Here is an 18,764-nt window from a genome sequence, read left to right on the forward strand (position 1 = left end):
TCGACCCGCCCGCCCTCGAGCGGTGGCTCGCCGGCGCCGTCACCGCCCCGGCCGCCACCCCAGGCCCCGGCGACGTCGTCGACCTCGACGGCCTCGCCCGCCTCCCCCACCTGCTCGACAGCCTCGTCGCCACGAAGGAGGAGACCGATGTCGCCTGAGCGGATCGGCTACGTGCTCAAGATGTACCCCCGGTTCTCCGAGACCTTCATCGTCTCCGAGCTGCTCGGCCGCGAGGCGCGCGGCGCGGACCTCGAGGTGTTCTCCCTGCGCCCGCCGGTGGACCCGCGCTTCCACAGTGCGCTCGCCGAGGTGCGCGCGCCGGTCACCTACGTGCCCCGGGCCCGCAAGCCCGAGGAGCTGTGGGACGCGCTGCGGGCCGCCGCCCCGGAGCTGCCGCTGCTCCACCGCGCCCTGCCCGAGCTGCTCGCGGCCGAGGCCTCCGACGCCGGCCAGGCGCTCGCGCTCGCCGTCATGGTCGTGCGCCGCGGGATCACCCACCTGCACGCGCACTTCGCCTCGCTCGCGACGACGGTCGCGCGGCTCACCTCGCTCCTCACCGGCGTGCCCTACTCCTTCACCGCGCACGCCAAGGACATCTTCCACTCCTCGGTGGACCCCGCGGACCTGGCCCGCAAGATCGCCGGCGCCCACCACGTCGTGACGATCAGCGACTTCAACGAGCGGCACCTGCGCACCACCTACCCGGAGGCGGTCGCGGCGACCCGCCTCCACCGCATCTACAACGGGCTGGGTCTCGCCGACTTCCCCTTCACGCCCCGGACGGTGGCCGACGACGGCGGCACGGACGTCGTCGCCGTCGGTCGCCTCGTGGAGAAGAAGGGCTTCGACGTCCTCGTCGACGCGCTCGCCCACCTGCGCGACCGCGGCCGGCCGCTGCGCTGCCGGATCGTCGGCGGTGGGGAGAAGGAGGCCGAGCTGCGCGCCCAGGTCGCCGCGCTAGGGCTCGAGGGGCTCGTCGAGCTCACCGGCCCGCTGCCCCAGCACGAGGTCCGCGCCCAGGTCGCGAGCGCCGGCGTCTTCGCCGCGCCCTGCGTCGTCGGCTCCGACGGCAACGCCGACGGCCTGCCCACCGTGCTCCTCGAGGCGATGGCACTCGGCACGCCGTGCGTGTCGACCGACGTCACCGGCATCACCGAGGCCGTGCGGCACGAGGAGACCGGCCTGGAGGTCGGGCAGCACGACGCCGTGGGCCTGGCCGACGCGATCGTCCGCGTGCTCGACGACGCCGCGCTGCGCGAGCGCCTCACCCGCGCCGCCCGCGCGCTCGTCGAGCGCGAGTTCGACACGCGCCGCCAGGTCGAGGCCCTCGAGCGTGCCACCCGGGCGAGGAACAGCTCAGCGCTCGGCGCGAGGGTGGCCCCGTCCGCCGAGACCCCGGTTGCCGCCGACAGCTGGATCTCGCCCGCCGAGACCCCGGTTATGGCCGACAGCTGGATCTCGCCCGCCGAGACCCCGGTTGTCGCCGACAGCTGGATCTCGCCCGCGCAGGAGGTGCGCTGATGCGGATCGCCTACGTGTGCGCGGACCCCGGCATCCCGGTGTTCGGCACCAAGGGTGCCTCCGTCCACGTCCAGGAGGTCGTGCGCGTCCTCCTCGAGGCGGGCCACGAGATCGACCTCTTCTGCCGCCGCACCGGCGGCGAGCCGTGGCCGGCCGCCGCGGCCGCCCGGGCCGCGGGCCGGCTCACCGTGCACGAGCTGGGCCGCATCCGCGGGGCGGACGTCGCCGACCGCGAGCGCCGCGCGATGGCCGCCGACGGCGAGCTGCTCCGTGCCGTCACCGCCGCCGGGCCCTTCGACGCCGTCTACGAGCGCTACTCCCTGTGGAGCACCGCCGGCACCGCCTACGCCCGGGAGCACGGCGTGCCCGCCGTCCTCGAGGTCAACGCCCCGCTGCCCGACGAGCAGGCCCGCCACCGCGGGCTCGTCCACGCGGACGCGGCCCACGCCGTCGTGCGGCAGGCCGCCACCGACGCGAGCGTCGTCGTGTCCGTCTCCGAGCCGGTCGCCGCCTGGGTGCACGACCAGCTGGCGCCCACCGCGCCGGCCGACCGGCCCGTCGTCGTCGTCGAGGCGAACGGGGTGGACGTCGAGCGCATCGTCCCTGCCGCGGGTCGCCCGGACCGGCCCTTCACGGTCGGCTTCGTCGGGACCCTCAAGCCGTGGCACGGGACCGAGACGCTGCTCGAGGCCCACGCCCTGCTGCGGCACGCGGTGCCGGAGGCGCGGCTGCTGCTCGTCGGCGACGGCCCACAGGCCGACGCGCTGCGCGAGCAGGCACGCGCCCTGGGGACCGGGGGGGCGGTCGAGATGACCGGCGCTGTCGCGCCCGTCGACGTGCCCGCCCTGCTCCACCGGATGGACGTCGCCACCGCGCCCTACCCCGTCGCGGGCGAGGGCTACTTCTCCCCGCTCAAGGTCTACGAGTACATGGCCGCGGGGCTGCCCGTCGTCGCCTCCGCCGTCGGGCAGCTGCCGGGCGTCGTCGAGCACGGGCGTACCGGTTTCCTCGTCCCGGGCTCGGACCCGGCGGCGCTGGCCGAGGCGCTCCGCGAGCTGGCCACCGACGCCGGCCTGCGTGAGCGGGTCGGGGCCGCGGCGCGGGCGCACGTGACGTCCGGGCACACGTGGACCCACGTCGTCGAGCGCTCGCTCGCGGCGGCCGGGCTGCCGCTGTCCGGGATTGCCGGCGCTGAGTCAGCCGGCGGCGACAGCTCAGCTGCCGGTCGTCAGTCAGCGCTCGATAACACGTCAGCTGTCGGCGAGAGGGTGGCCGCTGCGGTCGGCGAGCGGGTTGCCGCTGCGGCGGGGGTGGGCAGCTGATGGCCCGCAAGCCCGCCGCCGAGCTGCGCTCCATCGTCCCCTCGCTGCGCCGGATCTGGTCCTTCCTGAGCCCCCACCTGCGGCCGCACCGCAAGGTCGTCGCCGGCGGCTTCGTCGCGCTCTTCGCCGAGGTCGCCTTCCGGCTCCTCGAGCCGTGGCCGCTGAAGTTCGTCATCGACGCCGTCATCGCGCCCGGCGCCGCGCAGGACCCGGGCCTCGTCACCCTCCTCGTGTGGGCGGCGATCGCCGTCGTCGCCGTCGCGGGGCTGCGCGCACTGTCGGCCTACCTCATGACCGTGTTCTTCGCGCTCGCCGGCACCCGCGCGATGACCTCCGTGCGCGCCCAGGTCTACGCCCACGTGCTGCGCCTGTCCCTGCGCTTCCACAGCTCCGCGCGCGGCGGCGACCTCATCACGCGGCTCATCACCGACGTCGGGCGGCTGCGCGACGTCGCCGTCACCGCCGCGATGCCGCTCATCGGCAACGTCGTCACCCTCGTAGCGATGGTGACGGTCATGGTGATCCTCGACTGGCGCCTCGCCCTCGTCGTCGTCGCCGCCTTCCCGCTCTTCGCGCTGTCCTCCTCGCGCTCCACTCGCAAGATCACCTCCGCCTCCCGCCAGCAGCGGCGCCGCGAGGGTGACCTCGCGGGCGCGGCCGGGGAGTCGCTCGGTGCCATCAAGGTGGTCCAGGCCTACTCGCTCGCCGAGCGGCTCGAGTCGACCTTCGCGGCCTCCAACGCCAAGGAGCTCAAGGAGGGCGTGCGGGCCACCCGGCTCTCGGCGGCGCTCGAGCGCAAGACCGACCTCCTCGTGGGCGTGGCCACCGGCGTCGTCCTCCTCGTGGGCGGCTGGTCGGTGGTGCGGGGACGGCTCACGCCCGGTGAGCTCGTCGTCTTCGTCCAGTACCTCAAGAGCGCCTTCAAGCCGATGCGCGACCTCGCGAAGTACACCGGCCGCATCGCCAAGGCCGCCGCCTCCGGCGAGCGGATCCTCGACATCATGCACACCGAGCAGGACGTCACCGACTCCGCCAGGGCCTACACGATCAAGCGGCTCGCCGGGGAGATCCGGCTGGAGAACGTCACCGCCTCCTACACCGGCGCCGACAAGGCGCTGGACGACGTGTCGCTGCGCATCCTGCCCGGCACGAAGGTCGCCGTCGTCGGGCACTCCGGCTCCGGCAAGTCCACCCTCGCCGGCCTCCTCCTGCGGCTGCAGGACCCGGTGGGCGGCGCGGTCAAGCTCGACGGCCACGACCTGCGCGACGTCACCCTCGAGTCGCTGCGCGCCCACGTGGCCGTCGTCCTCCAGGAGTCGGTCCTCTTCCACGGCACGATCGCCGAGAACATCGAGATGGGCCGCCCCGGCGCCACCCCGGACGAGGTCGAGGCCGCCGCGCGCGCCGCCAACGCCCACGAGTTCATCGCCCGGCTCCCCGAGGGCTACGGGACGCTGGTCGGCGAGCGCGGCGACACGCTCTCCGGCGGGCAGCGCCAGCGCGTGGCCATCGCCCGCGCCATGCTCCGCGACGCGCCGATCATCATCCTCGACGAGGCCACCGCCGGCCTGGACCCGAAGAACTCCGCGGAGGTCTTCCAGGCCGTCGACCGGCTCGCCGCCGGGCGCACCACCGTCGTCATCACCCACACCCTGGCCGACGCGCTGGGCTGCGACGAGGTCGTCGTCCTCGACCGCGGCCGGGTCGTCGAGCACGGCCGTCCCACCGAGCTCATGGCCACGCCCGGCTCCCGCCTCGCGCTGCTCGACCCGCAGCGGCACCAGCGGCCCGTCGTCCTCCCCCACCGGAAGGGTGCCTGATGCTCGACCTCGCACCGGCCGACGACCGACTCGCCGCCGCCGACCCCGCGCTCCCCGGCCTGCGCGACGTGCTCGCGCCGCTCGGCCTGGTCCGCCGCCTGGCACCGGGCTGGGGCGTGCGCGCGGCCCGCGTCGCCTACCTGCGCTACAAGCCGGGCACCTCGCTCCTCGCCGGGCTCGTCCTCACCGACGACGACGGCGTCACCTCCTTCGCCCAGGCCCTCGCCCTGCGCGCGGGCTCGGACGAGAAGCTCGCCAAGGTGCGCCGGGCCGGGGAGGCCGACGACGTCGGCCGGGGCGCCGTCGTCGACGGGGGGTTGGGTGTGGCGGTCGCTGACGTCACGGCGGACCGGCGGCTGCCCGGTGTGCGCCGCGTGCTGCGAGACGCCGACGGCGTGACTCCCCTCGTCTACCGGCCCGGCCGCCGCTGGGTGGCGCGGGTCGAGGACGGCCGCGGGCCGGACGAGCTGGTACGCGTGTACCACCCGGGTGCGACCGGTGGCGTCCTCGCCGGGCACCGCGCGCTGGCCGGCCTGCCGGTGCCTGCCGTCACCGCGGTGCGGCGGCGCCGGGGCACGGTGCGGACCGCCTGGGTGCCGGGGACCTCGCTCGACCGGCTCACCGGCGCGCAGCAGCTGTGGACGCAGGCCGGCGCGCTGGCGGCGGCGGTGCACCGCGAGGCCCGGGGTCAAGGGCTGGACCGGGTGGACCGGGACGCCCAGCTCGCGGCCTCGGTGTCGGCCGTGCGCGCGGTGGCGCCGGCGTCCGCGGACGCCGCACGGGTGGCGGCGGAGCGGGTCCGTGCGGGGCTGGCCGGGCGCACGGCCGTAAGCGTGGTGCACGGGGACCTCTCGGCCGACCAGCTCGTCGTGCGGCCCGACGTCGCCGCGGGCACGGCGCCGGACGCGGCGGCCCCCGGCCAGGTGCCGCTCACCCTCATCGACCTCGACCGCGTCGCGCTCGACGACCCCCTCGCCGACCTCGGCTCCTGGTACGGCGCGCTCGTCGCCACCGGTGCGGCGGCGGGAGAACCGGCGCAGGTGCTCGCCCCGCTGCTCGCCGGGTACACCGCCGCGGGCGGGGAGGTCGACGCGCGTGCGCTGCGGCTCCACTGCGCGGCGGCCGTCCTCCAGCGCGCCGTCGAGCCGTTCCGGCGTCACCAGCCCGACTGGCCCGACGGCGTCGCCCGACTCGTCGCCGTCGCCGAGGAGCTCACGTCGTGACCCCCGAGCCCACCCGCCTGCCGGAGCTCGTCCTCGCGGGCGCGCACCGCTACCAGCTGGTGCGCGCGTGGCCCCGCGGGACGGAGCACGCGCTCCTCGAGCTCGCGGCCGAGGACGGGTCGACCGTGGCGGGCCAGTGGTTCGCCGACCCGGCCGCTCTCGAGTCCGCCGCGGCCGCGACGCCCGCACCGGCCCGGGTGGCCGGGGACGCCCTGCTCCAGCCCCGCGGCGCCGACGCACGGCTGCGCGCCCTGCCCGACGTGCTCGCCGAGGACGGCGCCTGCCTGGTCGCTCACCGGCCCGGACGGCGCGCCGTCGTCCGCCTGGACGCCCTGGACGGCTCGGCCCGCGAGTTCGTCAAGGTGGTGCGCGCCAGCCGGGCCGCCGACCTCGCGCGGCGTGGCAGCCTCGTGACCGAGCTCGTCGGGGACGCCGTCCCCGTGCCGCGGCTTCTCGACACCGCCGAGGTGGGGCGCGGCGTCCTGCGGTGGAGCGTCGTGCCCGGCCGCACCCTCCACGCCCTCGGCGCCGACGAGTGGGAGCCCGAGAAGGCGCGGACGGCCTGGGAGGCCGCCGGCCGCGCCGTCCGCCACCTCCACGAGGCGCCACGCGACCGGGTCGCCGCACGCCACGGCGCCACCGACGAGCTCGGCGCCGTCGCCGACTGGCTCCACCCCGCCGTCGTCCACGGCCTGCTCGACGCCGACCTCGTCGCCCGGGCCGGTGAGCGGGTGGCTGCCGAGTTGGGGACCGGAGCGGGCGACTCGGCGCTCGGTGTCCTGCACCGCGACCTCCACGACAAGCAGCTCCTCCTCGACGACGCCGGGACCGTCGGGATGATCGACGTCGACACCCTCGCCGTCGGGGAACGCGCCCTGGACGTCGCGAACCTCCTCGTCCACCTCGAGCTGCGTGAGGCCCAGGGCATGCTGACGCCGGAGCTGGCCACCGCGGCACGCGACGCTTTCCTCTCCGGCGTCGGCGCCGAGGAGCTCCCGCACCAGCGGGTGGCCGCCTACACGCGTGCCACCCGGCTGCGCCTCGCCGGCGTCTACGCCTTCCGGCCGCGGTGGCGGTCCGTCGCCCAGCACCTCCTCGCCCAGGCGGCGGGCTGACCGCGCCCGGTCGGGGTGTCTACGCCGGGTGTGCGGCGCGCCCGGCAGGCGGTCGGACCATCATCCGGCCGACCACCTCGGTGGCCCGCCGCCGTCCGAGCGCCCGTACCGCCGCGGCGGACAGCCTGTTGGCCCGTCCGACGACGACGCCGGGCGGTGGGTTGCGGCGCTCGAGGGCCCCGAGGCCGGTGGCGACGACCTCGCTCGCCGTCATCCGCCGGCCACCACCGTCCGCGGCGTCGCCGGCGACGTCGAAGAACTCCGTCTGCGTGGCGCCCGGGGACACGGCCAGGACGCGCACCCCGCTGCCGCGCGCCTCGTACCACAGGGCCTCGGTGAGGCTCAGCACGAAGGCCTTCGCCGCCCCGTAGACGGCCATGGTCGGGTTGCCCTGGTAGGCCGCCATGCTGGCCACGTTGAGAAGGAACCCGGAGCCGCGCCGGCGCAGGTCGGGCAGGAACGCGTGGCTGATCTCGACGACGGCGGAGACGTCGAGCGCGATCTCCCTCATGAGGTCGCCCAGCGCCTCCTCGTGGAAGAGCCCGTGGTTGGCGAAGCCCGCGTTGTTCACCACCCCGGTCACCTCCACCCCGCGGCCCTCGAGCTCCCCGCGCAGCGCCTGCCCCACCCCGGGCCGGGTGAGGTCCATGACGAGCGTCGTCACGGGCACCCCGTGCGTCAGGCGCAGCTCCCCGGCGAGGACCTCGAGCCGCTCCGCGCGGCGAGCGACGAGGACCAGCCCGGCGCCACGTGCGGCGAGCTGCCGCGCGAACTCGGCGCCGATCCCTGCGCTCGCCCCCGTCACCAGCACCGTCTGCGTCATGTCGTCGCGTCGCATGCCGGCACGCTATGCCCGGCTGGCACTCAGTGTCAATGAGGCCTGCTGTGCCGTCTCCACTAGGGTGGGCGCATGTCAGTGGAGCAGGAGCGGCCCACGCTGTGGCAGCGGACCCGCCGGCGCGCGTACGGGGAGATCACGACGGCGGCGATGGGCCTGTTCCTCGATCACGGGTTCCAGGAGACGACGGTCGACGAGATCGCCGCGGCGGCCGGGATCTCGCGCCGGTCCTTCTTCCGGTACTTCGGCAGCAAGGAGGACGTCGTCATCGACCACCTCGTCGCCGACGGCGAGCTGCTGCGCGCCGAGCTGGAACGCCAGCCGGTCGACGTCGACGTGTGGACCGCCCTCTCCCGGGCGCTGTTCTCGCTGGAGGAGGCGGCCGCCGCCCCGGAGCGGCTCCTGGCGGTCGCGCGCATGGTGTACGGAACGCCGTCGCTTCGTGCCCGGAGCATCGAGAAGCACCTGCGCTGGTACGACGTCCTCGCGGCCGAGGTCGAGCGCCGCCTCGGGGGCGGCGACGACTCCTCGCTGCGCGCGAGGGCGATCGTGGGGTGCTTCGTCACCTGCCTCGACGTCGCCGGCGAGGCCTGGGTCCGTGACGACGCCGCCCACCCGTTGCAGGTCTACCTGGACGCCTCACTGTCCGCGGTGCGCGGCTGAGGCCCAGCGGGAAGGGCGGCGCCGAGCCGGCCCGCCCGCCTCCCCCTGGCGGGCGTCCACGCCTCCCGGGGGCGGTGGCGCTCCGTTGCCCAGGATCTCCCGCACCGAGCCGCCGCGGCCCGCGGAGTACACGTCGCTCCGTGCGTCGGCACTCTCACCGCGCACCTGGTACCGGATCAGCGGGTCCTGAGCCAGGTCGCCATTGAGCACCTTCACCGCGACCAGGCGACCGAGGCAGACGTCGCGTCCGCCAAGCACCCGATCCGTGGTCATTCGGCCTCCCCGAGGTTCCGTGGTTGCGACGACGGTTCAGATTTCCACCGGCGCCGGAGCCCTCGCGTCGGTGAGGACCACCTAGGAGGTCACGGCCCGTCCCTCCGAGGACGTGGCCGTGCACCTGACGGCCTCCGCCGCAACCGTCACGCGCGTCGGGGACGACGAGGGACAGGCGTCCGGGCCGCCGGGTGCGCGACCGTCAGCGGGCGGCGTTCGCGGCGCGGGAGCGGGCGACGACGTCGGGCAGGGCGGCGAGCACGGCGTCGACGTCGGCCTCGGTCGTCGTGCGGCCGAGGGAGAAGCGCAGCGCGGAGCGGGCGAGCTCGGAGGGGTAGCCCATCGCGCCGAGGACGAAGGAGGCCTCCTGGACGCCCGCGGAGCATGCGGAGCCGGCGGAGGCGTTGACCCCGGCCATGTCGAGGCCGAAGAGGAGGGAGTCGGCGTCGGCGCCCTCGACGGTGAGGTGGGCGACGTGCGGCAGCCGCGGCGCCCCGGCCCCGGTGAGGCGCAGCCCGTCCACCGCGGCGAGCGCCCTGGCCACGAGCCGGTCGCGCAGCGCGGCCAGGCGGGCGCCCTCCGCCTCCCGGCCCGCCACCCCCAGGCTCACCGCGAGCGCCAGGGCGCGTGCCCCGGCGACGTCGAGGGTCCCCGAGCGCACGCCGCGCTCCTGCCCGCCCCCGTGGTGCACGGGCGCCAGCGCGAGCTCGCGGCGCGCCACGAGCGCCCCGGTCCCCACCGGTCCGCCGAGCTTGTGGCCGGTCACCGACATCGCCGCGAGCCCGCTCGAGCCGAAGTGCACCGGCAGGTGAGCAACCGCCTGGACGGCGTCGGAGTGGACCGGCACGTCCCCCGCCAGCGCGACGAGCTCGGCGACCGGCTGGACGACGCCCGTCTCGTTGTTCGCCCACATGACCGACACGAGCGCCGGGGCCGCGCCGTCGTCCAGGGCGCTGCGGGCGGCGGCAAGGTCGAGGGCGCCGTCGTCGGTGACGGGCAGCACCGTGACGTCCGCGAGGCCGCGCTCGCCCAGCCAGCCCGCGGCGTCGAGCACGGCGTGGTGCTCGACGGCGCTGACGAGCAGCCGCGGGCGCGGCGAGGGGTGGGCGTAGACGGCACCCTTGACCGCGAGGTTGTCGGCCTCGGTGCCACCGGAGGTGAAGAGCACCTCGGCGGGCTCGGCGCCGAGCGCCGCGGCGAGCTCCTCGCGCGCCTCCTCCAGGCGGCGGCGCGCGTCGCGCCCCACCGTGTGGAGCGAGGAGGGGTTGCCGCCGCGGGTCAGCTCCTCGGCGTAGCGGGCCGCGACCTCCGGCCGGACGGGAGTCGTTGCCGCGTGGTCGAGGTAGGCCATGGGCCCGAGTCTACGAAGCGGTGCCCGACTGTGGGCGATCTCCCAGGATCACCGCCTACCCTGGTCCGGGTGCCGCCGGAGCGGCACGTACGACCACACCGAAGGACTCCCTGTGCGCCGATCCGCCACTGCCACCACCGCCGCTGCCCTGGCCGCGCTCCTCCTCCTCGCCGGCTGCTCGAGCGACGGCAGCGACGCCGAGCCGGCCGCCTCCGAGACGCCCACCGCCACCGAGTCGGCCGGGCCCGAGGCCGGCAACGCGCCCGAGGACGTCGCCGCGCTCGAGGGCGTCACCGTCGAGGGCGAGGCCGGCGGCGAGCCGACCCTCACCTTCGAGCAGCCCCTCAACGTCACCGACAGCGCCGCCGTCGTCGCCTCCCCCGGTGACGGCGAGGCGATCGCCGAGGGCCAGCTCCTCGTCGTCGACTTCATCCAGGTCAACGGCGAGAACGGCGAGGTCCTCGACTCCACCTACGAGAGCGGCCCGCAGCCCCTCGTCGTGAGCGACGAGATGACCGTGCCGGCGCTCAACGACGTCCTCATCGGCCAGCAGGTCGGCGCGCGCGTCCTCTTCGCCAGCCCCACGCAGGCCGCGGCCGCGATCATGGCCCTGGAGGTCGTCGACGCCCGCAGCCGCGCCGAGGGCACCGCCGCCGATGTCCCCGAGGGCGTCCCGGCCGTCACGCTCGCCGAGAACGGTGAGCCGAGCATCGAGCCCGTCGACGGCGAGGCCCCCACCGAGCTCGTCGTCGCCCCCACGATCGAGGGTGAGGGCGAGGAGGTCGAGGAGGGCGACTACGTCTTCGTCCAGTACAGCGGCTGGCTGTGGGACGGCACGTCCTTCGACTCCTCGTGGTCGCGCGGCACCCCGTTCTCCCTCGAGGCCGGCGCCGGCCAGGTCATCGAGGGCTGGGACACCGGCCTGCTCGGGCAGAAGGTCGGCAGCCAGGTCGTCATGGTCATCCCGCCGGAGCTCGGCTACGGCGACCAGGACAACGGCACCATCCCGCCCGGCTCGACCCTCGTCTTCGTCGTCGACATCCTCTACGCCGGCTGACCCCGCACACCCGCCCGCATATGCGGGAAAAGTGCGGTCCGGACAGTGTCCGGGCCGCACTTTTCGCGCATATGCGCTCGAGGGGGGGGGTGAGGTGAGGTGAGCGGGTCAGGCTTCCTTGTGGGTGCGGATCGCCTCGATGGCCTGGGGGAGGACGTTCTCCGCCGCGCCGACGACGCCGAAGTCGGCGAGCTCGAAGATCGGGGCCTCGGGGTCGGTGTTGACGGCGACGACGGTCTGCGCCGCCCGCATCCCCACCGTGTGGTGGACGGCGCCGGAGACGCCGACGCCGATGTACAGCCGCGGCGCGACGGTGACGCCCGTCTGGCCGACCTGCGCCGAGTGCTCGCGCCAGCCCTCGTCGGTGACGTCGCGGGTGGCGCCCACGGCGCCCCCGAGCAGCTCGGCGAGCTCCTCGACGGCGGTGAAGTCCCCGCCCGTGCCGCGGCCGCCGACGACGACGGTCTGCGCGTCGGTCAGCGGCACCTGCCCGGTCGAGGGGTGCTCGGTGCGCTCGACGACGGTGACGGCGCGGGCCCGGCCGGTGAGCTCGACCGGCACACGCACGACCTCGGGCTCCCCCGCCGCCGGCGCCGGCTCGGCGTCCACCGCCGCGGGGCGCAGCGCGACGACGGGCAGCGGCCCGGTCACCGCGCACACCGTCTCCCACGAGGCGCCGAGGACGGTCTTGCCCGCCGCGACCCCCTCCGCGCGCCGCTCGACGCGGTCCGCGTCGACGACCGCACCGGTGCCGAGGGCGACCGCGAGGCCGGCGGCGAGCTCCTTGCCGGCGTAGGTCGACACGAGCAGCACGGCCTGCGGGGACGTCGCCGCGACGACGGCGGCCACGGCCTCGGTCGCAACGGCGGCGAGCTGCGAGGCGAGGCCGCCGAGCTCGGGCACGTGGACGGTGCTGACCCCGAAGCGGCCGAGCTCCGCGCGCGCCGCCTCCCCCGGGCCCTGCGCCCCCAGCCACACGGCCGCCACGGCCGCACCGGCCGCGAGGGTCCGCGCGGCGGTGAGCACCTCGGTCGAGGGCGGCGTGAGCGCACCCTCCTGGTGGTCGACGACGACGAGCACAGGTCCCTGGGTCATGGTGCCTTCCTGGTGGGCGGGGTCGGTCAGACGAGCTTGGCGTCGATGAGGAACTCGGCCAGCTGCCGTCCGGCGTCGCCGGAGTCGGTGACGATGCGGCCCTGCTCGCGGGCGGGACGCTCCTCGGCGGAGAGCACCGCCGTCGCCGGCTCGGGCGCGGCGAGGCCGAGGTCGGCGAGCGACCACGTGTCGACCGGCTTCTTGCGGGCGGCCTTGATCGCCCGGAAGGCCGGGTAGCGCGGCTCGTTGGCCTGGTCGGTGACCGACACGAGGGCGGGCAGCGGCGCCTCGAGGACCTCGACGGCGGAGCCGATCTCGCGCCGCACGCGCACGCGGCCACCGGTGACGGTGAGCTCGCTCGCGAGGGTGAGCGGCGGCAGGTCGAGGGCGGCGGCGAGCGCCGCGGGCAGCATCGAGGTGAGGCCGTCGAGGGAGGCCATGCCGGTGACGACGAGGTCGACCGGTGCCTCGCCCTGGAGCGTGCGGACGGCGGCGGCCAGGACGCGGGCGGTGGCGACGGCGTCGGCGCCGGCGAGCGACTCGTCGCTCACGTGGGCGCCGCGGTCGGCGCCCATCTGCAGGCCGCGCCGCACGGCGTCCTCGGCGTCGTCGGGGCCCATCGTGAGGACGACGACCTCCCCGCCGTGCTCCTCGACGAGGCTCACGGCAGCCTCGACGGCGTTCTCGTCGAGCTCGTTGAGGACGTCGTCGAGACCACGCACGAGGTGGCCGTCGTCGTCCAGCGCTCGCTCGGACTGGACATCGGGGACATGCTTGACGCACACGACGATCCTCATGGCCCAAGCCTGCCACCTCCGGCGGCCTCGTGCCGACACGGCTCGTCACACCGTCCGGACATCCCTATCGGCCAATGCCCCACAGACCTGAGCTGCCGGGCCCGCGGTACATCTCACCCGCAAGCCGCCCCACGATCGCCACGCAGGGTGGCACGATGGGCTCCACCATGAGTATGACCGCTTCATCCGTTCGCACGAGTCCCGCCCGCACCGTCGCCCAGCGGGTGACTGGTCGAGCCCCGGCGCTGGGCGCCCACCTGTGGGGCGACGGCATCGACGTCGCCGTGCTCGCCTCGCACGCCACCGCCGTGGACCTGTGCCTCCTTGACGAGGACCACGGCTCCTTCCGCGAGCGCCGCTTCGCGCTCCACCGCGGCCAGCACGGCGTGTGGCAGGGCCACGTCCCGGGAGTCACCGCCGGCCAGCGCTACGGCCTGCGCGTCCACGGGCGCTGGGACCCGGCCGCCGGGCTGCGGCACAACCCCGCCAAGCTGCTGCTGGACCCCTACGCGCGCGGCGTCACCGGCGAGCTCGTCCACGGCCCCGAGGTCTACGGCCACGCCGTCGACGAGGACCTCGCCCCGGCCCCCGACTGGGCCCCCAGCGACCTCGACTCCGCGGGCCATGTCCGTCACGGCGTCGTCCTGCCCGAGCCCCCGTCGTGCCCGCCGACGCCCGCCCCACGTGCCGTGGGACCGCACCGTCGTCTACGAGGCGCACGTGCGCGGCCTCACGCGGCGCCTGCCTGGTGTGCCCGAGCACCTGCGCGGCACCTACGCGGGCCTGGCGCACCCGGTCACCATCGCCCACCTGCGCGACCTCGGCGTCACCGCCGTCGAGCTGCTGCCGATCCACGCGACCGGCGACGAGCCCTTCCTCATCGAGAAGGGCCTGACGAACTACTGGGGCTACAACACCCTCGGCTTCTTCGCCCCCGAGCCGCGCTACGCCACCGAGGCCGCGCAGGCGCAGGGCCCGGCCGCCGTCCTCGACGAGGTCCGCGGCATGGTCCACCTCCTCCACGAGGCCGGGCTCGAGGTCGTCCTCGACGTCGTCTACAACCACACCGCCGAGGGCGGCGACGGCGGACCGGCGCTCTCGTGGCGCGGTCTGGACAACACCGAGTACTACATGCACGACGGCGTCCGTCCGGCGCACCTCGTCGACGTCACCGGGACGGGCAACTCCCTCGACTTCCGCCGCGTGCGCGTGGTCCAGATGGCGCTGGACTCCCTGCGCTACTGGGTCGAGCGGATCGGGGTCGACGGCTTCCGCTTCGACCTCGCCACGACGCTGGGCCGGCACGGCGCGGAGTTCACCCCGCACCACCCGTTCTTCGTCGCCCTCGCCACCGACCCGGTCCTCTCCCACGTCAAGCTCATCGCCGAGCCCTGGGACGTGGGCCCCGGCGGCTGGCGCACCGGCCAGTTCCCCGCGCCCATGGCGGACTGGAACGACCGCTTCCGGGACGCCGCGCGCACCTTCTGGCTCAGCGAGCCCGCCACCGGCGTGGCCGGCGGCACCGGAGGGGACCTGCGCGACCTCGCCACCCGGCTCGCCGGCTCCGCCGACCTCTTCGCCCACGGCTCGGTCCCGGGCGGGCGCGGCCCGCTCGCGAGCATCAACTACGTGACGGCGCACGACGGCTTCACCCTCGCCGACCTCGTCACCTACAACGGCAAGCACAACGAGGCCAACGGCGAGGACAACCGCGACGGCAGCGACAACAACCGCTCGTGGAACCACGAGGTCGAGGGCCCGGTGACGACCGACCCGCTCACCCCGTTCCACGAGCGCGGCGGGCCCGGTGACGCCGCCGTGCGCGCCGGGGCCACCCCCACCGTCCACGAGCGCGGCGAGGACATCCTCCTCGGCCGCCGCCGCGGGGTGCGCAACCTCCTCGGCACGCTACTCCTGTCCGCCGGCACCCCCATGGTGACCGCCGGTGACGAGATCGGCCGCAGCCAGCTGGGCAACAACAACGCCTACTGCCAGGACACCGAGCTCTCCTGGGTGGACTGGGAGCTGCGGCCCTGGCAGGCCGAGCTGCTCGCCACCTCGCGCCACCTCCTGCGCCTGCGCCGCGAGCACCCCGTGCTGCGGCCCACGTCCTTCGCCACCGGGCACACCGCCGAGGGCGACTCCATCCCCGACCTCGCCTGGTACCGCGCGGACGCCGAGGAGATGGACCCCGCCGACTGGCACGACTCCCGCGTGCGGGTGCTCCAGATGCTCCGCTCCGGCTACGCCGTCGGCGACGGCGACCTCCTCCTCGTCCTCAACGGCTCCCTCGACCGGCAGGACGTCACCCTGCCGCAGGGCGCGGGCGCCGACTACGAGCTGCTGTGGGACTCCGCCTGGGAGTGCCCGCCGGCGGAGGACACCGAGCCGGAGGTCACCGCGCCGGGCGGGACCACGGCGATGGAGGCCCTCACCATGCGGGCGTACCTGAGCCGTCGCTGAGACAGAGCCCCCACTCCGCCGACAGCCGGACTCCTCCAGGCACGAGGCACCATCCCCCGCCGGCAGCCGGAGTTCCTTCGGGCGTCCGTCTTCCGCCGCACGCACGCCGCTGGGCACAATGACAGCGTGGCGGAGCGGCTCACCGGTGAGGCCCGGGACCGGGTGCGGGCGAGCGCGCTGACCTTCGTCGGCGGGCTGACGATCCTCCTCGTCGCGGTCGGCCTCTACGTCACCCTCGTCGGCTCCGAGCAGACGTCGGTGGTGCCGAGCACCGTCGTCGCGGTGTCCGACGACGGCCGGCGCGTCACCGTCGAGCTCGTGCACCGGACGTGCGAGGTGCCGTCCGGGATCGCCGTCGACGAGCGCGCGGACGAGGTCGTCCTCACCGCCCGTGTCATGGCGCCGACGGCAGAGGACGACGCGTGCCTTCCGGTCACGACCCGGGAGAGCGTCACGCTCACCGAGCCTCTCGGCACCCGCGAGCTGCGCACCACCCGGCCCTGAGCCCGGAGAGATCCGGCTCTCGGCGGGATGGGCGCTCCCACATGCGCCGAGAGCCGGATTCCTCGGTGGAGGAATCCGGCTCTCGGCGGGAGGGGTCAGGCCTGGGCGGCGGCGACGAGCGCGAGCTCGGCGGTGCCGGCGACGTGCTCGTGCGTCGGCACGATGCGCACCGAGTACCCGAAGGAGCCGGAGAACTCGAGCTCGACCTCGCCCTGGTAGCCGTAGCGGCCACCCTCGTAGGTCTCGCGCAGCTCGAGCGGGCGGGTGGTGACGTCGACGAGCGTGTCGTCCTCGTCCACCCGGCCTGTGACGAGCTGGACCTCGACGTCCTGCGGGGCCAGCGCGCCCAGCGTCACGTACGCGCTGACACCGACGACGTCCCCGACCTTGACGGCGTCGGCCACACCGGTGGACTCGACGTGGTCGACGCGCACGGCGTGCCAGGCCTCGCGCACGCGGCCCTTCCAGTCCGCGAGCGCCGTCGCCTCGGCGAAGCCGGCGCCGTTGAGGGTGCGGGAGGAGCCGGCGACCGGCGTGTACAGCCGCTCGACGTACTCGCGCACCATGCGGGTGGCCTGCACCTTGGGGCCGAGGGTCGCCAGGGTGTGGCGGACCATCTCGAGCCAGTGCTGGGGCACGCCGTTCTCGTCACGGTCGTAGAAGCGCGGTACGACCGTGTCCTCGAGCAGCTCGTACAGCGCGGAGGCCTCGAGCGCGTCGCGGCGCTGGGGGTCCTCGACGCCGTCGGCGGTGGGGATGGCCCAGCCGTTCTGGCCGTCGTACCACTCGTCCCACCAGCCGTCGAGGATCGAGAGGTTGAGGGCGCCGTTGAGGGCGCACTTCATGCCCGAGGTCCCGGACGCCTCGAGCGGGCGCAGCGGGTTGTTGAGCCACACGTCGCAGCCCGGCATGAGGGTCTGGGCCATCTCGATGTCGTAGTTCGGCAGGAAGACGATGCGGTCACGCACGCCCTCCTCGTCGGCGAAGCTCACGAGCCGCTGGATGAGGCCGATGCCCTGCTCGTCGGCGGGGTGGGACTTGCCGGCGACGAGGATCTGGATCGGCCGCTCGGGGTCGGTGAGGAGCTTCCGCAGGCGCTCGGGGTCCGAGAGCATGAGGGTGAGGCGCTTGTAGGTCGGCACGCGGCGGGCGAAGCCGATGGTGAGCACGTCCGGGTCCAGGACGTCCTCGACCCAACCGAGCTCGGCCGGCGAGGCGCCGCGGTCCATCCAGGACTTGCGCACCCGGCGGCGGGCGGACCTCACCAGCGCCGTGCGCAGCGTGCGGCGCATCGCCCACAGCTCGGCATCGGGGACGCCGCCCTGGTCTGCGGGCAGCAGCCACCCGTCGCCGCTCGCGATCTGCTCGGGGCTCAGGTAGGACTCGGCCATCTGGACGAAGGCCGGGTCGGTCCACGTGGGCCCGTGCACGCCGTTGGTGATCGAGGTGATCGGCACCTCGGAGACGTCGAAGCCGGGCCACAGCTGGTGGAACATCCCGCGGGAGACCTTGCCGTGGAGCCGGGCCACGCCGTTGGCCAGGCGCGCGGTGCGCAGGCCCATGACGGCCATGTTGTAGACCGAGCGGTCCCCGCCCTCGAAGTCCTCGGTGCCGAGCGCGAGGATCTTCTCGACCGGGACGCCGGGCAGCTCGGCCGAGCCGCTGAAGTGCTCGCGGACGAGCTCGCGGGAGAAGCGGTCGATGCCGGCGGGCACGGGGGTGTGCGTGGTGAAGACGGTGCCGCCGCGCACGGCCTCGAGGGCCGCCTCGAAGCTCAGGCCCTCGGCCTCGACGAGCTCACGGATGCGCTCGATGGCGAGGAAGCCGGCGTGGCCCTCGTTGGCGTGGTAGACCTGCGGCGCCGGGCCGCCGGTGAGGCGGGCGTGCAGGCGCAGGGCCTTGACCCCGCCCATGCCGAGGAGGAGCTCCTGCTTGAGGCGGTGCTCGGGGGAGCCGCCGTAGAGGCGGTCGGTGACCTTGCGGCTGGCCTCGTCGTTGTCGGTGATGTTGGAGTCGAGGAGGAGCAGCGGGACGCGGCCGACGTCGGCGCGCCACACCTGGGCGTGCAGCTGGTGTCCACCGGGCAGGGGCAGGCTCACGCGCGCGGGGGTTCCGTCGGCCTCGCGCAGCAGGGTGAGGGGCAGGTTGTCCGGGTCGAGCAGCGGGTAGGTCTCGTGCTGCCAGCCCTCGCGGGTGAGGGACTGCTTGAAGTAGCCCGCGCCGTAGAGGAGGCCGACGCCGATGATCGGCACCCCGAGGTCCGAGGCGGACTTGAGGTGGTCACCGGCGAGGATGCCCAGGCCGCCGGAGTACTGGGGCAGCACCGCGGTGATGCCGAACTCGGCGGAGAAGTAGGCGATGGCGTCGGGCTTGTCCTCGGCGTGGAAGGACTCCTGGTACCAGCGCGGCTGCTCGAGGTACTCGCGCAGGTCGGCGTCGAGCTCGTGGACGCGGGCGACGAGCGCCTCGTCACGCGCGAGCTCCTCCAGGCGCGCCTTGCCCAGCTCCCCGAGCAGCTCGATCGGGTCGCCGTGGAGGGCCTGCCAGCGTTCCGGGTCGAGCGACTCGAACAGGGCCCGGGTGGGCTCGTGCCACGAGAACCGCAGGTTCTGGGCGAGGGTGTCCAGCGGAGCGAGGGGCTCGGGCAGGACCGTGCGGACGGTAAATCGACGGATGGCTCTCACCCGGCCGAGTGTAACCCTGTTCCCGCAACATTTTCAGG

General features: G+C 75.0%; 13 protein-coding genes and 1 pseudogene. 9 read left to right on the forward strand and 5 right to left on the reverse strand.

Annotated elements, in window-relative coordinates; genetic code table 11:
* Nucleotides 1-147 precede the first annotated feature (147 nt).
* From ACWPXV_RS03905 to ACWPXV_RS03925, 5 genes are read left to right on the forward strand one after another with little or no spacing between them, the layout of a single operon-like run.
* A complete protein-coding gene (locus ACWPXV_RS03905) occupies nt 148-1,521 on the forward strand; it encodes a glycosyltransferase family 4 protein (RefSeq protein ID WP_454083995.1) in 1,374 nt (457 codons plus the stop codon).
* A complete protein-coding gene (locus ACWPXV_RS03910) occupies nt 1,521-2,843 on the forward strand; it encodes a glycosyltransferase family 4 protein (protein WP_454083996.1) in 1,323 nt (440 codons plus the stop codon). The genes ACWPXV_RS03905 and ACWPXV_RS03910 overlap by 1 nt, the downstream gene beginning before the upstream one ends.
* Entirely contained in the window at nt 2,843-4,663 is a 1,821-nt protein-coding gene (locus tag ACWPXV_RS03915) for an ABC transporter ATP-binding protein (protein ID WP_454083997.1), read from the forward strand. The genes ACWPXV_RS03910 and ACWPXV_RS03915 overlap by 1 nt, the downstream gene beginning before the upstream one ends.
* A complete protein-coding gene (locus ACWPXV_RS03920) occupies nt 4,663-5,886 on the forward strand; it encodes a hypothetical protein (RefSeq protein WP_454083998.1) in 1,224 nt (407 codons plus the stop codon). The genes ACWPXV_RS03915 and ACWPXV_RS03920 overlap by 1 nt, the downstream gene beginning before the upstream one ends.
* Nucleotides 5,883-7,001: a hypothetical protein gene (locus ACWPXV_RS03925; protein ID WP_454083999.1), complete on the forward strand. Its 1,119-nt coding sequence runs from the start codon at nt 5,883-5,885 to the stop codon at nt 6,999-7,001. Before ACWPXV_RS03920 ends, ACWPXV_RS03925 begins: the two co-directional genes overlap by 4 nt.
* Before the next feature lie 19 nt (nt 7,002-7,020).
* On the opposite strand, the gene ACWPXV_RS03930 is transcribed toward ACWPXV_RS03925, so the two are convergent.
* Nucleotides 7,021-7,839 (reverse strand): SDR family NAD(P)-dependent oxidoreductase, encoded by an 819-nt coding sequence (locus ACWPXV_RS03930; protein ID WP_454084000.1) that lies wholly within the window; start codon nt 7,837-7,839, stop codon nt 7,021-7,023.
* A gap of 72 nt (nt 7,840-7,911) precedes the next feature.
* Here ACWPXV_RS03930 and ACWPXV_RS03935 point away from each other — a divergent pair, with 72 nt between their 5' ends.
* Nucleotides 7,912-8,502 carry a TetR/AcrR family transcriptional regulator gene (locus tag ACWPXV_RS03935; RefSeq protein ID WP_454084001.1) on the forward strand — a complete coding sequence of 197 codons (591 nt, stop codon included), beginning with the start codon at nt 7,912-7,914 and terminating at the stop codon, nt 8,500-8,502.
* Nucleotides 8,503-8,977: 475 nt separating this feature from the next.
* Here the strand turns inward: ACWPXV_RS03935 and ACWPXV_RS03940 are convergent, their stop codons facing one another.
* The gene (locus tag ACWPXV_RS03940) at nt 8,978-10,126 is read right to left on the reverse strand and encodes a cysteine desulfurase family protein (protein ID WP_454084002.1); all 1,149 of its coding nucleotides are present in this window, start codon (nt 10,124-10,126) and stop codon (nt 8,978-8,980) included.
* A gap of 112 nt (nt 10,127-10,238) precedes the next feature.
* Between ACWPXV_RS03940 and ACWPXV_RS03945 the strand changes: the two genes are divergently transcribed.
* Nucleotides 10,239-11,183 (forward strand): FKBP-type peptidyl-prolyl cis-trans isomerase, encoded by a 945-nt coding sequence (locus ACWPXV_RS03945; RefSeq protein WP_454084003.1) that lies wholly within the window; start codon nt 10,239-10,241, stop codon nt 11,181-11,183.
* A 108-nt stretch (nt 11,184-11,291) separates the two neighbouring features.
* On the opposite strand, the gene ACWPXV_RS03950 is transcribed toward ACWPXV_RS03945, so the two are convergent.
* Together ACWPXV_RS03950 and ACWPXV_RS03955 are read right to left on the reverse strand one after the other, a co-directional pair.
* Nucleotides 11,292-12,278, reverse strand: a complete 987-nt coding sequence (locus ACWPXV_RS03950) for an electron transfer flavoprotein subunit alpha/FixB family protein (RefSeq protein WP_454084004.1) — start codon at nt 12,276-12,278, stop codon at nt 11,292-11,294.
* 26 nt (nt 12,279-12,304) lie between these two features.
* Nucleotides 12,305-13,075, reverse strand: a complete 771-nt coding sequence (locus tag ACWPXV_RS03955) for an electron transfer flavoprotein subunit beta/FixA family protein (protein ID WP_454084005.1) — start codon at nt 13,073-13,075, stop codon at nt 12,305-12,307.
* 167 nt (nt 13,076-13,242) lie between these two features.
* Here ACWPXV_RS03955 and glgX point away from each other — a divergent pair.
* Together glgX and ACWPXV_RS03965 are read left to right on the forward strand one after the other, a co-directional pair.
* A pseudogene (glgX, locus tag ACWPXV_RS03960) lies at nt 13,243-15,538 on the forward strand (glycogen debranching protein GlgX).
* 126 nt (nt 15,539-15,664) lie between these two features.
* The gene (locus ACWPXV_RS03965; protein ID WP_454084006.1) at nt 15,665-16,042 is read left to right on the forward strand and encodes a hypothetical protein; all 378 of its coding nucleotides are present in this window, start codon (nt 15,665-15,667) and stop codon (nt 16,040-16,042) included.
* A gap of 95 nt (nt 16,043-16,137) precedes the next feature.
* On the opposite strand, the gene glgP is transcribed toward ACWPXV_RS03965, so the two are convergent.
* Complete coding sequence (gene glgP, locus ACWPXV_RS03970; RefSeq protein ID WP_454084007.1) at nt 16,138-18,726, reverse strand: alpha-glucan family phosphorylase; 2,589 nt, start codon at nt 18,724-18,726, stop codon at nt 16,138-16,140.
* Nucleotides 18,727-18,764 lie beyond the last annotated feature (38 nt).

This window comes from Georgenia sp. Marseille-Q6866 (assembly GCF_965111665.1).

Excerpts from the sequence above, each read along its gene's own strand:
- ACWPXV_RS03905 (WP_454083995.1), top strand. The coding sequence starts at position 148 with ATGTCGCCTGAGCGGATCGGCTACGTGCTCAAGATGTACCCCCGGTTC.
- ACWPXV_RS03910 (WP_454083996.1), top strand. The coding sequence starts at position 1,521 with ATGCGGATCGCCTACGTGTGCGCGGACCCCGGCATCCCGGTGTTCGGC.
- ACWPXV_RS03915 (WP_454083997.1), top strand. The coding sequence starts at position 2,843 with ATGGCCCGCAAGCCCGCCGCCGAGCTGCGCTCCATCGTCCCCTCGCTG.
- ACWPXV_RS03920 (WP_454083998.1), top strand. The coding sequence starts at position 4,663 with ATGCTCGACCTCGCACCGGCCGACGACCGACTCGCCGCCGCCGACCCC.
- ACWPXV_RS03930 (WP_454084000.1), bottom strand. The coding sequence starts at position 7,839 with ATGCGACGCGACGACATGACGCAGACGGTGCTGGTGACGGGGGCGAGC.
- ACWPXV_RS03935 (WP_454084001.1), top strand. The coding sequence starts at position 7,912 with ATGTCAGTGGAGCAGGAGCGGCCCACGCTGTGGCAGCGGACCCGCCGG.
- ACWPXV_RS03940 (WP_454084002.1), bottom strand. The coding sequence starts at position 10,126 with ATGGCCTACCTCGACCACGCGGCAACGACTCCCGTCCGGCCGGAGGTC.
- ACWPXV_RS03950 (WP_454084004.1), bottom strand. The coding sequence starts at position 12,278 with ATGACCCAGGGACCTGTGCTCGTCGTCGTCGACCACCAGGAGGGTGCG.
- ACWPXV_RS03955 (WP_454084005.1), bottom strand. The coding sequence starts at position 13,075 with ATGAGGATCGTCGTGTGCGTCAAGCATGTCCCCGATGTCCAGTCCGAG.